Origin of the sequence: Verminephrobacter aporrectodeae subsp. tuberculatae At4, assembly GCF_000193225.1 — a bacterium.
GTDB lineage: Bacteria > Pseudomonadota > Gammaproteobacteria > Burkholderiales > Burkholderiaceae_C > Acidovorax > Acidovorax aporrectodeae.
On sequence record NZ_AFAL01000966.1, the window covers coordinates 1 to 14,147 of the forward strand.

Annotated in this window: 17 protein-coding genes and 1 pseudogene; 3 read left to right on the forward strand and 15 right to left on the reverse strand. The window is 64.1% G+C overall.

Features of this window, described 5'->3' with window-relative positions; genetic code table 11:
- The 3 genes from VTU_RS30095 to VTU_RS0123435 all read right to left on the reverse strand — a co-directional run.
- The coding region (locus VTU_RS30095) for an AAA family ATPase (protein WP_010109922.1) at positions 1-316 on the reverse strand (316 nt) is incomplete at its 3' end.
- Positions 317-431: 115 nt separating this feature from the next.
- A complete protein-coding gene (gene rlmB, locus VTU_RS0123430; RefSeq protein WP_010109923.1) occupies positions 432-1,181 on the reverse strand; it encodes a 23S rRNA (guanosine(2251)-2'-O)-methyltransferase RlmB in 750 nt (249 codons plus the stop codon).
- A gap of 86 nt (positions 1,182-1,267) precedes the next feature.
- Positions 1,268-1,969: an ABC transporter ATP-binding protein gene (locus VTU_RS0123435; RefSeq protein ID WP_010109924.1), complete on the reverse strand. Its 702-nt coding sequence runs from the start codon at positions 1,967-1,969 to the stop codon at positions 1,268-1,270.
- A 14-nt stretch (positions 1,970-1,983) separates the two neighbouring features.
- Here VTU_RS0123435 and VTU_RS0123440 point away from each other — a divergent pair, with 14 nt between their 5' ends.
- Positions 1,984-2,646: an arylesterase gene (locus VTU_RS0123440; protein ID WP_010109925.1), complete on the forward strand. Its 663-nt coding sequence runs from the start codon at positions 1,984-1,986 to the stop codon at positions 2,644-2,646.
- A gap of 82 nt (positions 2,647-2,728) precedes the next feature.
- Complete coding sequence (locus VTU_RS0123445; protein WP_010109927.1) at positions 2,729-3,322, forward strand: gamma-glutamylcyclotransferase; 594 nt, start codon at positions 2,729-2,731, stop codon at positions 3,320-3,322.
- A gap of 59 nt (positions 3,323-3,381) precedes the next feature.
- Here the strand turns inward: VTU_RS0123445 and VTU_RS0123450 are convergent, their stop codons facing one another.
- The 3 genes and pseudogenes from VTU_RS0123450 to VTU_RS30100 form a co-directional block, all read right to left on the reverse strand.
- A complete protein-coding gene (locus VTU_RS0123450; protein ID WP_010109928.1) occupies positions 3,382-3,945 on the reverse strand; it encodes a nucleotidyltransferase family protein in 564 nt (187 codons plus the stop codon).
- Between the two features lie 22 nt (positions 3,946-3,967).
- The gene (locus VTU_RS0123455) at positions 3,968-4,282 is read right to left on the reverse strand and encodes a HigA family addiction module antitoxin (RefSeq protein WP_010109930.1); all 315 of its coding nucleotides are present in this window, start codon (positions 4,280-4,282) and stop codon (positions 3,968-3,970) included.
- Positions 4,283-4,346: 64 nt separating this feature from the next.
- Positions 4,347-6,442 (reverse strand): annotated as a pseudogene (locus tag VTU_RS30100) (sodium-translocating pyrophosphatase).
- Between the two features lie 236 nt (positions 6,443-6,678).
- Here VTU_RS30100 and ppa point away from each other — a divergent pair.
- Positions 6,679-7,215: an inorganic diphosphatase gene (ppa, locus tag VTU_RS0123465; protein ID WP_010109934.1), complete on the forward strand. Its 537-nt coding sequence runs from the start codon at positions 6,679-6,681 to the stop codon at positions 7,213-7,215.
- A 55-nt stretch (positions 7,216-7,270) separates the two neighbouring features.
- Here ppa and VTU_RS0123470 read toward each other — a convergent pair whose 3' ends face one another.
- The 9 genes from VTU_RS0123470 to VTU_RS32175 form a co-directional block, all read right to left on the reverse strand.
- On the reverse strand, positions 7,271-8,350 hold the full coding sequence (locus VTU_RS0123470; protein WP_010109936.1) for a Gfo/Idh/MocA family protein: 1,080 nt from the start codon (positions 8,348-8,350) through the stop codon (positions 7,271-7,273).
- A 2-nt stretch (positions 8,351-8,352) separates the two neighbouring features.
- Positions 8,353-9,198 (reverse strand): carbohydrate ABC transporter permease, encoded by an 846-nt coding sequence (locus VTU_RS0123475; protein ID WP_010109939.1) that lies wholly within the window; start codon positions 9,196-9,198, stop codon positions 8,353-8,355.
- Complete coding sequence (locus VTU_RS0123480) at positions 9,195-10,148, reverse strand: carbohydrate ABC transporter permease (RefSeq protein WP_010109941.1); 954 nt, start codon at positions 10,146-10,148, stop codon at positions 9,195-9,197. The genes VTU_RS0123475 and VTU_RS0123480 overlap by 4 nt, the downstream gene beginning before the upstream one ends.
- Complete coding sequence (locus VTU_RS0123485; protein WP_010109943.1) at positions 10,145-11,416, reverse strand: ABC transporter substrate-binding protein; 1,272 nt, start codon at positions 11,414-11,416, stop codon at positions 10,145-10,147. Before VTU_RS0123485 ends, VTU_RS0123480 begins: the two co-directional genes overlap by 4 nt.
- A 237-nt stretch (positions 11,417-11,653) precedes the next feature.
- Entirely contained in the window at positions 11,654-12,064 is a 411-nt protein-coding gene (locus VTU_RS0123490) for an ExbD/TolR family protein (protein ID WP_010109945.1), read from the reverse strand.
- Positions 12,065-12,068: 4 nt separating this feature from the next.
- A complete protein-coding gene (locus VTU_RS0123495; protein WP_010109947.1) occupies positions 12,069-12,785 on the reverse strand; it encodes a MotA/TolQ/ExbB proton channel family protein in 717 nt (238 codons plus the stop codon).
- A gap of 25 nt (positions 12,786-12,810) precedes the next feature.
- The gene (locus VTU_RS0123500) at positions 12,811-13,446 is read right to left on the reverse strand and encodes an energy transducer TonB (protein ID WP_029554694.1); all 636 of its coding nucleotides are present in this window, start codon (positions 13,444-13,446) and stop codon (positions 12,811-12,813) included.
- A 145-nt stretch (positions 13,447-13,591) separates the two neighbouring features.
- The gene (locus VTU_RS0123505; protein ID WP_010109951.1) at positions 13,592-13,891 is read right to left on the reverse strand and encodes a (2Fe-2S)-binding protein; all 300 of its coding nucleotides are present in this window, start codon (positions 13,889-13,891) and stop codon (positions 13,592-13,594) included.
- Between the two features lie 81 nt (positions 13,892-13,972).
- Positions 13,973-14,147 (reverse strand): alpha-hydroxy-acid oxidizing protein (locus VTU_RS32175; RefSeq protein WP_010109952.1); only part of this gene is annotated, 175 nt, incomplete at its 5' end.

Consider the following 14,147-nt stretch of genomic DNA (forward strand, 5'->3'; position numbering starts at 1 on the left):
CGCGGCGCACGGCCACCTCGCCGTACTGGCCCCATTGGCCGCCGGCGCGGTGGTCGGAGTTGTCGAACACCAGTTCCACGCTGGCGCGGCTGGCCTGCTTGCGCGTGGTGGTTCCGCTGAAGATCACGTCCTGCATCGACTCGCCGCGCAACTCGCTGGCCTTGCTTTCGCCGAGCACCCAGCGCACTGCGTCCATGATGTTCGACTTGCCGCAGCCGTTTGGCCCGACCACGCCCACCAACTGCCCGGGCAGCATGAAGTTGGTGGGTTCGGCGAAGGACTTGAAGCCGGAAAGTTTGATCGAGGTGAGGCGCACGGGGCAGGGGGGCTGGCGGAGGGGGACGCGGCGCCGGACGCGCGCTACGCGCCGGTGACCGGGCGCGATGATACCCGCCCTGCCTTCCAGGCGGGCGCGAGACCACCGGGCGCATTCAGGAGCGCTGGCGCAGGGCTTCGTACAGGCACACGCCGCTGGCCACCGACACGTTCAGGCTCTCGACCGCGCCCTGCATGGGAATGCGCACCAGCTCGTCGCAGGTCTTGCGCGTGAGCTGGCGCAGGCCACCGCCCTCGGCGCCCAGCACCAGCGCCACGGGGCCCCTGAGGTCGGCCTGGTACAAGGTTTTGGACGCATCGTCGCTGGCCCCCAGACACCAGATGCTGCGCTCTTGCAACTCGCCGAGCGTGCGCGCGAGGTTGGTGACCATGAAGTAAGGCATGGTCTCGGCGGCGCCGCTGGCCACTTTGGCCACGGTGGCGTTCAGGCCCGCGGCATGGTCCTTGGGCGCGATGACGGCGTGCGCCCCGGCCCCGTCGGCGACGCGCAGGCAGGCGCCCAGGTTGTGCGGATCGGTGACTCCGTCGAGCACCAACAGCAGCGGCGCTGGCCCGGTGCCGGCGGCTTCGAGGTTTTCCAGCAGTTCGTCGAGCGAGGTGACTTGCGCCATGGGCTGCACGCGCGCGGCCACCCCCTGGTGGCCATGGTTGCCCGCGAGCTTGGCGATGCGCAGGCCGTCGGTCTCGATCAGGCGGACGCCGGCCGCGCGCGCGCGCTCGAGAAACTGGCGCATGCGGGCGTCGCGCCGCGTGGCCTCGTGGTAGATCTCGATGATCGATTGCGGCGCGGTCTTCAGACGCACGCCCACGGCGTGAAAGCCGAAAAGAACTTTGGGGCTGGGCATGGGGCGATTATCCGCGGGCGGCAGACGAGGCCCTCACGAAGCTATGAATTTCATAGCTTCGGAGCGAAGCCGCGCAGGCGTCCGAATCAAACGATGCGCCCGGCGTCGATGGTGATGCGCCGCTCGCAGCGGGCGGCAATCGCGTTGTCGTGCGTGACCAGCACCAGCGTCGTGCCCTGCTCGCGGTTGAGCGCGAACATGAGCTCCATGATGCTGCCCCCGGTGGCAAAGTCGAGGCTGCCGGTGGGCTCGTCGGCGAGCAGCACGGCCGGTTGCAGCACGAAGGCCCGCGCGAGCGCCACGCGCTGCTGCTCGCCCCCCGACAGCACCCGGGGGTAGTGCGCGAGGCGCTGGCCCAGGCCCACGCGGGCCAGCATGTCGCAGGCGGCCTGGCGCGCGTCGCGGCGGCAGGCCAACTCCAGCGGCAGCATCACGTTCTCCAGCGCCGTGAGGTTGCGCATGAGTTGAAAGCTCTGAAACACAAAGCCCAGCTTCTGCGCACGCAGGGCGGCGCGCGCGTCCTCATCGACGGCAAAAAGGTCCTGGCCGTCGAGCCGCACCGTGCCCCGCGTGGGGGTGTCCAGGCCCGCGATGATGGACAGCAGCGTGCTCTTCCCCGACCCCGACGCGCCCACGATGGCCGCGGTTTCCCGGGGGAACAGAAGCAGATCGATATCCCGCAGAATATCGAGTGTTCCGGTGGAATCCGTCACCGATTTGCAGACCCGCTCCACGGCAATGATGGGCGTGGCAGACGGGGTCTCGGGTGGCGGAAAGGATTGGGACATGAAAGGCTTTCACGTTGATTGACGAACTGCATCGGCGCCACTTTATTGTGCGCGCTGCCACCGGTCTGCTGGCGTGGCACGGCGCCGCTGCCACGGCCCAGGCCCTGGCAGCGCCCCGTGCCCCGGTGATTCTGGTGTTGGGCGACTCGCTCAGCGCCGAATACGGTCTGGCGCGCGGAACCGGTTGGGTGGCCTTGCTGGAAAAGCAACTGACTGAGGAAAAACCGGGCGCCAGGGTGTTCAACGCCAGCGTGAGCGGCGAGACCACGTCGGGCGGCCGTTCGCGCCTTGCGGCCCTGCTGGCGCAGCACCGGCCCAGCCTGGTGCTGATCGAACTGGGCGCGAACGATGCCCTGCGGGGACTGCCGCTGAAAAATACCGAAGAGAACCTGGACTGGATGACGCAGACGGCGCAACAGGCCGGCGCGCAAGTCCTGCTGCTGGGAATGCAGATACCGCCCAACTACGGCGCCGACTACGCCAAGCGCTTTGCGCGCCTGTTCGTCTCGGTGGCGCAGACCCGCAAGGCCGCCCTGGTGCCCTTTTTGCTTGCGGGGGTGGCCGACGCTGCGGACCCGGCGCGCCTGTTCCAGCCCGACCGCATGCACCCGCGCGCCGAGGCGCAGCCGCAAATGCTGGCCAACGTATGGCCGCAACTCAGGAAACTGCTGCGCTGAGACGCGCCCGGGGTCTGCACGCCCGGTGGTGCGGCAGGGGGCCTGCGATGACTGGAGTGCCTATGCCGATTGGAGTGATCGCATGACGAATCTTCCCGTGCCCTTTCGGGACCCGGCCCCGATGCTCGAACGTGCGCTCCAGGACTGGGGCGGTCACGCGGACCTGTGGGTGTTCGGCTACGGATCCCTCATCTGGCGTCCCGATTTTGACTACGTCGAGCGCCGCGCGGCCAAGGTGCATGGCTGGCATCGGGCGCTCAAGATGTGGAGCCGCGTCAACCGGGGCACGCCGCAGTGCCCGGGCCTGGTATTTGGCATGCTCTCGGGCGGCAGTTGCCGGGGCATGGTGTTTCGCGTGGACAGGCGGGATGGCCGGCAGGTCATGATCGACCTGTGGCAGCGCGAGATGGTGACCGCCGTGTATGACCCGCGCTGGCTCAGCTGCCAAACCCTCCACGGCCCCGTGCGCGCGCTGGCCTTCACCTTGTCGCGCAAGAGTCCCCAGCACGCGGGCGAGTTGCCTGACCATGAGTACCGCCGCATCTTTGAGCAGGCCTGCGGCCGCTTCGGCAGCACGCGCGCCTACGCGCAGACCACCTTTGACGCGCTGCGCAAGCACGGAATCCATGACCGGGCGTTGGCGCGACTGATTGCACTGACCCGGACAGAGGCATAGGGGGATCCCCTCCGCTCATTGCTGCGCGGTGGGTGCAATCTGCACCAGGGGCTGTCTCGTCAGCTGCTCCGGCGCACGGCAAATCGCTGCGCTGCGTGCTCCAGGTCCTGCACGGTGTCCACGTCGGTGACCGTGCCCTCGTCTCGCACCTCCACCCACTGCACCCGACCCTGCTGCGCATGCTTGTGCAGCACGCCGGCGGCGCCCTGTTCGCCCGCCAGGCTGAGCAGGTCTTGCCGGCACTGCGCAGCAAACCCCACCGGGTGACCGCGTGCGCCGTGGTGCACGGGGGCTGCCACGGCGCAGTGCTGCAGCGCGTCCGCCACGGCGCGCAGCGTCTCGGGCTGGATCAGCGGCAGATCGCCGGGCAGCACCAGCCAGCCGCTTGCCGTGGCTGTTGCGCGGACCGCAGCCGCAATCGAATCGCCCATGCCCGGGTGGCCCAGGTCTTCCACATGCCAGGCCAGGCCGCTGGCGCGCACGGCGGCCAAGGTGTGCTCGAGCACCGGCTGGCCGTGGAGTAGCGCACGCAGCTTGTGCCCCGCACCGCCCGACGCCGCAAAGCGCTCCCCCCGGCCCGAGGCCAGAACCAGCACCACGGCAGCCAGGTTGTTGTACGACATGGCGGGGGGATGCAGCCGCGTGTCAGGCCGAAACGGTTTCCTCGACCGGCGCGCGCTGGACCTGCGGCGCGTCCTTCTGCCGTGCCTGCCAGAGGTCATGGGCGGCCTGACCGGCCATCCATACATCGGCCAGGCCGCCGCGTGCGACACCCAGCCAGGCCTCGATACGCAGCGCCATTTCAGGGGAAATGGCAGCGTGCCCATTGAGTACCCGCGAGAGTGCGGAACGCGTGACGCCAAGCTGCTGCGCAGCCTGGGTCACGCTCAGGCCGAGCGCAGGCAGTACGTCTTCGCGCAGCGTTGCGCCGGGGTGCGGTGGATTGAACATGCGGCTCATGAAGACTCCTGGTGATGGTTTTGGTAGTTGAGCAGCATGGCATGGGGGCCGTCGAAGCGAAAGGTCAGCCGCCGTGGAGTCGGACGACCAGCGGCACGATCAGCAGCGCGACGATGTTGATGATCTTGATCAGCGGATTGATCGCCGGACCCGCCGTGTCCTTGTAAGGGTCGCCCACGGTGTCGCCGGTGACGGCCGCCTTGTGCGCCTCGCTGCCCTTGCCACCGTGGTGGCCGTCCTCGATGTACTTCTTGGCGTTGTCCCACGCGCCGCCGCCGGTGCACATGCTGATGGCCAGGAACAGGCCGGTGACGATGGTGCCCATCAGCAGGCCGCCGAGCGCCCTCGGGCCCAGCGCCAGCCCGACCACGATGGGGACCACCACGGGCAGCAGGCTGGGGAGCACCATCTCCTTGATGGCGGCACTGGTCAGCATGTCCACGGCCTTGCCGTACTCGGGTTTGCCGCTGCCGTCCATGATCCCCGGGATGCTGCTGAACTGGCGGCGCACCTCCACGACCACGGCGCCGGCCGCGCGGCCCACGGCCTCCATGGCCATGGCGCCGAACAGGTAGGGGATGAGCCCGCCGATGAACAGCCCGACGATGACCAGCGGGTCCGACAGATCGAACGCGACGCTCAGGCCATGGCTTTCGAGCTTGTGCGTGTAGTCGGCAAACAGCACCAGGGCGGCAAGGCCTGCGGAGCCGATGGCGTAGCCCTTGGTGACGGCCTTGGTGGTATTGCCCACGGCGTCCAGCGGGTCGGTGATCTCACGCACGCTGCCGGGCAGTTCGGCCATTTCGGCGATGCCGCCTGCGTTGTCGGTGATCGGGCCGTAGGCGTCGAGCGCCACCACGATGCCGGCCATGCTCAGCATGGCCATGGCCGCCACCGCGATGCCATACAGCCCCGCGAGCTGGTGGGCCGACAGGATGGCCAGGCAGACGAAGAGCACCGGCCAGGCCGTGGAGCGCATCGACACGCCCAGGCCCGCAATGATGTTCGTTCCGTGCCCCGTGGTCGATGCCTGCGCGATGTGCCGCACGGGCGCGTACTGCGTGCCGGTGTAGAACTCGGTGATCCACACCAGCGCGGCCGTGAGCGCCAACCCCGTGGCGCAGGCGCCGAACAGCCGCATCTGGCTGCCGCTGGCATGGATGGCGTCGTCCGGAATGATCCATGCCGTGACGAAGTAGAACGCAATCAGCGACAGCAGACCCGCGATCGCCAGGCCCCGGTACAGCGCGGGCATCACGTTCCTCGTGCCCGGCGGGGCCTTGACGAAGAAGCAGCCGACGATGGACGCGACGATGGACACGGCCCCCAGCGCCAGCGGGTACAGCGCGGCGTGGACCGGGGCGCTCGTCACCAGCAGAGCGCCCAGCACCATGGTGGCGATCAGCGTCACCGCGTAGGTCTCGAACAGGTCCGCGGCCATTCCGGCGCAGTCGCCGACGTTGTCGCCCACGTTGTCCGCGATTACCGCCGGGTTGCGCGGATCGTCTTCGGGAATTCCTGCCTCCACCTTGCCCACCAAGTCTGCGCCGACGTCGGCGCCCTTGGTGAAGATGCCGCCGCCCAGGCGGGCAAAGATGGAGATCAGCGACGAGCCGAAGGCAAATCCGATCAGCGGATCGAGCAGGGTCGCGAGCTGCGCCGTGGGCGTGAGGCGGCCATTGCCCGCGAGAAACCAGTAGAAGGCCGTGACGCCCAGCAAACCCAGCCCCACCACCAGCATGCCGGTGATCGCGCCGCCACGGAAGGCCACGTCCAGCGCCGGGCCGATGCCCTGCGTTGCGGCCTGCGCGGTGCGCACGTTCGCGCGCACCGAGACGTTCATGCCGATAAAGCCGCAGGCGCCCGAGAGGACGGCGCCGACCACGAAGCCCATGGCCGTGGCGCCGTCCAGAAAGATGCCGATGAGGATGGCCAGCAGCACGCCAACGCCGGCGATGGTCCGGTACTGGCGCGCGAGGTAGGCCGCAGCACCCGCCTGGATGGCGGCCGCGATCTCCTGCATGCGGGCATTTCCCGGGTCTTGGCAAGAATCCAGCCCCTGGCCCAGACGCCGTAGGCCACGGCAATGAGTCCGCAGACCAGGGCCAGGAGGAGGGTGGACGTGAGCGGGGGGGATGTGAGTGCTGAACCTGCGACCATTCAAAGCTCCTTCGGGTGTGTTGCACGGAGGGGGCCAACGCATCGGTGGCATCCCCGCTGCGTTGCTTCCTCGTGCCCTGAGCCTGCAGAGCCGATTGGCCAACGGCGCGAATTTACCGCCGATCGTCAGCAAACCCACAGGGGCATGCCCCTAGAATCAGGGTTAATCCCGATGCCGGACGCAGCGCGCGGCACGCATCGCGGGTTGCCGTTTTCAAACCACGCTTCAACGAGACATGTCCCTCAACAACGTTACCCCCGGCAAGAACGCCCCAGAGATCTTCAACGTCGTCATCGAAATTCCGATGAACGCCGACCCGATCAAGTACGAAGTCGACAAGGAGTCGGGCGCGATCTTCGTGGACCGCTTCATGACCACGGCCATGCACTATCCCTCGAACTACGGCTATGTGCCGCAGACGCTGTCGGGCGACGGCGACCCGGTGGACGTGCTGGTGATCACCCCGTACCCGCTGTTTCCCGGCGTGGTCGTTGCCTGCCGTCCCCTGGGAATCCTGCTGATGGAAGACGAAGCCGGAGTGGACGGCAAGATACTGGCCGTGCCCACCGACAAGGTGCTGCCCATCTACTCCCACTGGAAAAAGGTGGAGGACGTGAACCCGATGCGCCTGAAGGCCATCAGCCACTTCTTCGAGCACTACAAGGACCTGGAAGCTGGCAAGTGGGTGAAGGTACTGGGCTGGGAAGGCCTGGACGCCGCGAAGAAGGAAATCACCGACGGCATCGAGAACTTCAGGAAGCGCAAGGCCTGAGATCGCGCGCAGAACCCACACCGCCGAGCGTCGCGTACAGCCACAGGCTCAGCGGTCATCGCATGAGGGCGATCATTTCCCGGAAAAGCTTGAGGTCCTCGGTTGCGTCGGCTATTGAGCACTTCGGCGGAGTGCCTTGGACGATATGCTCATGAAACGCCCGCCACTCCGCCGCAAATGCATCATTGCGCGTCGGAAAGCTTGTGCTTGTGGATACGCCAAAGGGCGGCACAGTCCGCGTTGTGACCAATTTGGCTGCTTGATGGCGAATGTAAGGCGAGTCGAATTCGACCCGCAGTACGCGCGAAGGCTGAAACACTTCGATTTTTGCGTCCATCCTGGTAATTTGATCGAGCCCGACCTCCAGGTGGCAGACGAATTCTCCATAGTCAAATGCCGCGGTGATCCAGCGCCCGCCTTGATGCTGCTTTGCGTAGAGGACTCCAGACGGTGTTCCAATCAACTCACGCATCACCGATGTGTCGTGGCTTGCGAGACCCAGCAATAATCCGTAGGCTCTCGCCAGAGGGCCGCTGTCCACGCCTATTTCGGATTGATAGGCGCAAGCAAGCTTCCGAAGACCCGCGTCACGAACATCTTTTGCAATATCGTCGGCCCTTGCAACGATCCGCGAAGTGCTGTCAACATACGACGCGTTGGGCCCGATGATGTCGCACACACGCGCCAGCGTGGTCGGCTCGCTGCGATCGCGCAAAGCCTGTACGGCCTCGATAAACGCCGGTGCGTGTCGGCGCATGTAGCCCACTTGCACGATGACGTCGCATTCCCCTTCAGCCGTGAGTAGTGCCTCTGCCTCGTCGCGCGTGACGCAGACGGGTTTTTCGATCAGAACGTGCTTTCCCCCACGCATGGCCATCAAGGCTGTATCGGCATGCCAGGCATCGGGATTGGCAATCACCACGGCATCGACCTGCTTGTCAGCCACCAGAGACTCAAGGGCAGAATGTCTGCTGGCCTCTGGCCAAGCGGTCGCCGTACCATTCAAGGCTTTCGCACTGACGTCGTGAAACGCGGTGACCTCAAACAGGTCTGGTAATTCACGCAGAGTAGGAAGGTGCAATAGTTGAGTTACTTCGCCACACCCGATGAAGCCGACGCGAATTCGTTTGTTCATGTCTATCCCTTGATACTTCCGGAGAGCCCGCCGGGGGTGATGAACTTCTGAGCCAGTAAAAACAACATCAGCGTGGGGAGCACCGTCAAGGTGGCGGCCGCCATGAGGCTACCCCAGTCGGTCGAGTACTGCGCCATGAACATCTGAATGCCCACCGGCAGCGTCAGCGTGTCATCCTTGCGCAGGAAGACGTTCGCTATGAGATATTCGTTGTAGGAAAACAGGAACGAGAAGATTGTTATGGCCGCAAGCCCCGGGCCCGACAGGGGTAGCACCACGCGCATGAAAGCGCCAATGTCCGAAGCACCGTCGATCCACGCGGCTTCCTCAAGCTCGCGTGGAATCGTGTCGAAATACGAGCGCGCCATTGAAGTTGCAAACGGGAGGTTGATCAACGCGTAGATCACGCAAATGGCGTATGGACTGTTGATCAGGTCCAGCGATCGGAAAAGCACGAATAACGGAATCAGCGCCATGATGATCGGGAACATTTGAATCGCAAACAGCGACTTTGCATACGCGCCGAGCAAGGGCCCTTGAAAGCGGGAAAGTGCGTAACCTGCCAATACGGCAGCCACCATTCCCAGCATGGTAGAGCAGATTGCCACGATCACGCTGTTTCCAAGAAACGTCCAAAATCTGGTGCGTTCGCCAAGGTACAGATAATTCACCAGCGAGAAATTTCGAGGTATCAGGCTTCTGGCAGCCAGGATGTCGTCGGTACTCTGGAACGAGTTGAACACAACCAGAAAAATCGGCAGGTTGACCAATAGAGCGAGGACCGTTACTAAAGACAGGATCAACCAAGGGCGCATCGTGATTGCCATGCGGGGCTTGTTGTCCATCATGCGCGCTCCTTCTGTCGATGCAAGATCAGGATGACCAGCGACATCAAGAAAAGCAGAGTTACCAGGGAGACAGCTGAGCCCAGTCCCATGTTGTTTCGCACAAAGGTGTAGCGATAAGCAAGCAAGATCATGCTCTCGGTTGCCTTGGCGGGCCCCCCTTGGGTCAGCAAGAACGGTGTCTCGAAGTCGTTGATCGACCATATTGTCATCATCATGCACAGCACGACGGACAGGTTCTTGATTTGTGGCATCGTGACGTATCGAAAGCCTTGCCAACGGCTTGCCCCATCGAGTTCTGCCGCCTCGTACAAGCTGCGGTCGATACTCTGTAATGCAGCCAGCAACGACAGAAGCATGAAGGGAAAACTTCGCCAGATCTTGACCATCGTCACGGCGAACACTGCGCTGCGTTCATCGCTAAGAAAATAGATCGGATCCATTCCTAGCAGACTGAGAAATTGGTTGACCAGCGCATGTTCATCTGCCAGCATCCAGCGCCAGCACACGATCGACACAATGCCAGGCACGATCCATGGCAAGAGAAAGGCTACACGGCAGGCCCCGCGCCCCGGGAAATCCAGGTTCATGATCAACGCCAGACACAGGCCGATCGCGTAGCACCCCAAAACATTGCCGATGGCGAAAACAAGACTGAATTCGATCGAGTTGTAGAAATCCTTTGCTGCAAATAGATCGATGAAATTCTTGAGCCCAACGAAGCCACCGGGCTTGAGCAGTGATCCTCCAGATAAACTGTAGCCGATCGCACTGAGCAGCGGATACGCGATTACCAAACAGATGAGGAGGAGCGAGGGGACTAGCAGGGCGTAAGGGAACAGTTCCTTGCGCGTCGGCCACGGCCGCCGGCGCTGCAAAGCATTGGCGGGCGCGACGGCACCACGACTGGCGGTGCTGATTTGAACTGGGTGAATCGGCTTGGCAAGCATCATTTCGCCAAAACTTCGCGAAACTGCTTGTCTGCCTCGTCGATCGCTGCTGGCAGAGGTCTTTTTTGACCAATTCTCTGCGCAAGCACCTGCAAAAATCCGTCGCCTTCCACCTCGTTCAGTGAAGGAAAAATTCCGGGCACGGGGGACCCTGTGCCGCGTGCAATCGGCCAATACGTATTCGTTGCCTCTGCAAAGCTGGACGCACGATTCTTTACAGTGGGGTCCTCGGCGATCGAAATGCGAGCAGGCACCTGTCGGGCCTGGCCTTGCGTGAAGAGCGGTTTTTGATTCTTCGACCACCACTTGACGAACGTCTTTACCGCATCCGGATTCTTGGTCTGCTTGTAGACCATGATGTTGTTGACCCAGGCCAATGTGGCTTTCTCACCGCGGGGACTTGCCAGCGGTGGAAGGATTCCGATTTTTGTCCCCGCCTCTCCCGCCTGCAGATCCAGGCCGGGTCCGTGGTAGATGAACGCGGATTTTCCTTGCATGAAACTGCGTCGAGCCTCGTCCATCGACGCGCCGGCGCTGGCCGGGCTCACTGATCCGTCGCTTGCCATGCCCGCCAGCGTTTGCCAAGCTTCCAGGTTCTTTGCGTTCATCAAGTCAGGCTTGCCGTCGGAAGTAAATAGTGCACCTCCATGATTGAGAGCGGCGCCAATCACCATGTGCATCCCCATGGTGTCGCCTGGAAGCACCAAACCAAAGCGACCGCCCCCTGTGACTGCTTTGGCTGCTGCCCTCAGCTCGGGCCAAGTCTTCGGAAGCGGTAGCTTGGCTTGCTCGAGCAAGTCCTTGCGGTAGTACCAGATTCGCACGTCAAGGCCCCACGGCAACGCAATATAGTGGCCCTTGTATTTGAGACGCTCCACCGTGCCCTCGCGAAAGTCCTTGATATCCCCTTCCTTGCCCATCTCGGCGATCAAGTCGTCCAGCGGACGGATCGCGTCAAGGTCATAGAATTGAACCGCCTGATATCCAGCGCCAGTGCTCAGGTCGGGAGCACTGCCGGCATTGATGGCAGTCAGATAGGTCTGGTACCAGTTGGTCCAGGGCACCGAGCGATATTCAACCTGAATGGCCGGATTGGCTTTGTTGAACTGCGCCACCAGCGACTTCGCTGTGTCAATGTACTCAGTCGGGCCCCAAATCATGTCCCAGAACTGAAGTTTGACCGGGGACTGCGCAAGCACGGGAGCAGCAAACGAGAGGAGGAGCGTCGTGGCGGCTGCGCTGAACGCGCGATGGAAATGGCGACGTTTCATGCTTGTCTCCTCGGATGCATCGTGGAACTACCATTTCATACTCGGCTTGCGCATCGGCAGGGACAATGTAACCAAATACATTTCATCACGTATCCTGGCTTACCCTATGAACTGCAAACAGAAAGACACGCCGGTGACTGTTCAGGCGCACCCTGGCCCACGTCCCAACCCATCAAACCCATCAAGCAAAGCAAGGTTGGCTTGTGGGCCAACGCATGCCTTCACAGGCTCTGAGGTTCACTCCTGGGGGTCGGTCACGAAGCCGATCTTGCGCACCCCGGCGCGTTGCGCTGCGGCCATGGCCTGCGCCACGTGCTCGTAGCGCACCTGCTTGTCGCCGTGGATATGCAGTTCGGGCTGGGGCTCCTTGGCGGCCTCGGCCTGCAGGCGGGGGAAGAGCTCTTTCGGCGCGAGCTGCGCCTCGTTCCAGTAGTACTTGCCGTCGGCCGCGACCGACAGGCGGATGGTCTCGGGCTTGACCTGCTCGGGCTGGTTGCTGGCGCGGGGCAGGTCCACGTTCACCGCGTGCTTCATCACCGGAACGGTGATGATGAAGATGATGAGCAGCACCAGCATGACGTCGACCAGCGGCGTCATGTTGATCTCGTTCATCACCTCGTCGGTATCGTCTTGCGTTCCGAAGGCCATGGTTTCAGCCGCCCTTGCGCATGGGCAGTACCTTGCCCTCACCCGCGGCGCTCACGCGCGCGCCGGTGACGAAGTAGGCGTGCAGGTCGTGGGCAAAGCGGTTCAGGCTGCCCAGGATGGATTTGTTGCCGCGCACCAGCGCGTTGTAGCCGAGCACGGCGGGGATGGCGACGGCCAGGCCCAGGGCCGTCATGATCAACGCCTCGCCGATGGGCCCCGCCACCTTGTCGATGGTCGCCTGGCCCGAACTGCCGATGGACAGCAGGGCGTGGTAGATGCCCCAGACGGTGCCGAACAGGCCGACGAACGGGGCGGTCGAGCCCACGGACGCGAGGATTGCCAGGCCCGATTGCAGGCGGGTTGTGAACTCGTCGATGCAGTTGCGCAGGCAGCGCGTGACCCAGTCGCTCACGTCCAGAGAGTCATGCAGGTGGGCCCGGGTGTTGCGGTGGTGCGCCGTGGCCTCGTGGCCTTCCAGTGCCAGTTGCAGGAAGGGGTTCGCCGGGGTCGTGCCCAACTGGCTCAGGCCGCTCGCAAGGTTCTCGCTGTGCCAGAAGTCCCGTGCCGCGCGGGCGTGCTTCTTGAACCGGATGATGTCCAGGGTCTTGACGAGGATGACGATCCACGTGGCCAGCGACATGAGCAGCAGCCCGATGGCGACGGTACGGGTGACGAAGTCGCCCTGAATCCAGACGTTGGCGATGCCGAATTGCGATTCCATGAAAACTCCCTGGGTGGTAATGGGTTCATTCGAGGACAAAATGGATGGGGACCAGATTCCACATGCTCTGCGGCACGCCATTGCGTTTGCCGGGAACGAAGCGCCAACGCATGACGGCCTCCTGCGCCTGGCGGTCGAGCCGGTCGAAGCCGCTGGACTGGTTGATCTCCACTTTCTGGGGTTTGCCGTCGGCGTCGATGAGCACGCGCAGCAGCACTTTGCCTTGTTCGCCCAGGCGCTTGCTGATGGCCGGGTAGCCGGGCTTGGGGTTGTTCAGGTAGGCCGCGTCGCTGGACGGTAGCTCGATTTTCGGCGGTGCGGGGGGCGCGGGCGGGGCAGGCGGTGTGGGGGGGGCGGCCACCACGGGCGCGTCCGTCGGCGGTGCCGGAGGGGGCTCGGTGAGTATGCCGACAGGCGCTGCGGGCGCTGGTGTGGGGTCGGGAATGGCCGCCGGCATCGGCGTCGGCGCCGGGCGCGGCGCCCGTGCCTTGGGCGCGGGTCTGGGCGGCGGGGGCGGCGGCGCGGTCTTGGGAGCGGGCGGGGTGATGAATTCGCTCAGCAGTTCTGCCGGAACGACGATTTCCACCGCGCGGCGCAGCAGCCCCGATTGCAAGGCCCACAGGCCCGCGGCATGCAGTGCGAGAACCGAGCCGACGATCAGCGCGTTGCGGCTGGCCCCTCCGGGGGGGCGAAACGATCAGGGTACGACATAGAAACGATGGCAGGCAGCGGCGCCGGAGAGCCAACTGCCCGAAAAGCAACGCATTATTTGCGAAATATCCACCAAGCCGATCCGGCAACGAGGATCAGGCTACCTGCGATTGTGCACAGGAATGGGAGGGCCATGGCTTGCTTTCCAGGAGGGTGTTGGCAAGCTCGATCGTCTGCTGCGCTGCTGCCTTGGCCGCATCGTGCAGATGGGGCAGGGTGGCCAGCGGCAGTTGCGCTGCATGGCACTGCGCCACCACGTCGCGGGCGCAGTTCTCGCAGCGCCCGCATTCCGTGGCGACGCCCAGTTCGAACTGGATTTCGTCAAAGTCCAGACCGGCGTGCGCGTGGCGCGCGATCTCACGGTCTGAAATCCGGCGGCAAACACAGACGATCATGGTGGCAACAAGCAGTGTGGCTGGCTGTGGATGAGAAATTCGATCGGAGTATAAATGAGAATTCATCGCATTTGCAATGCATCATTGCTGACCCGGGCGCGGCGGGCGGCTTGCCAGGGCCTGCGGGGCCTGGGCCAGCGTGGCGCAACCCGTCAGGGCCATGGCGATCTCCAGTTCGTCGCGCAGCAGGCGCAGCACATGGGCCACGCCGGCGGCGCCGGCGTTGGCCAGGCCATACAGCGCCGGGCGGCCGATG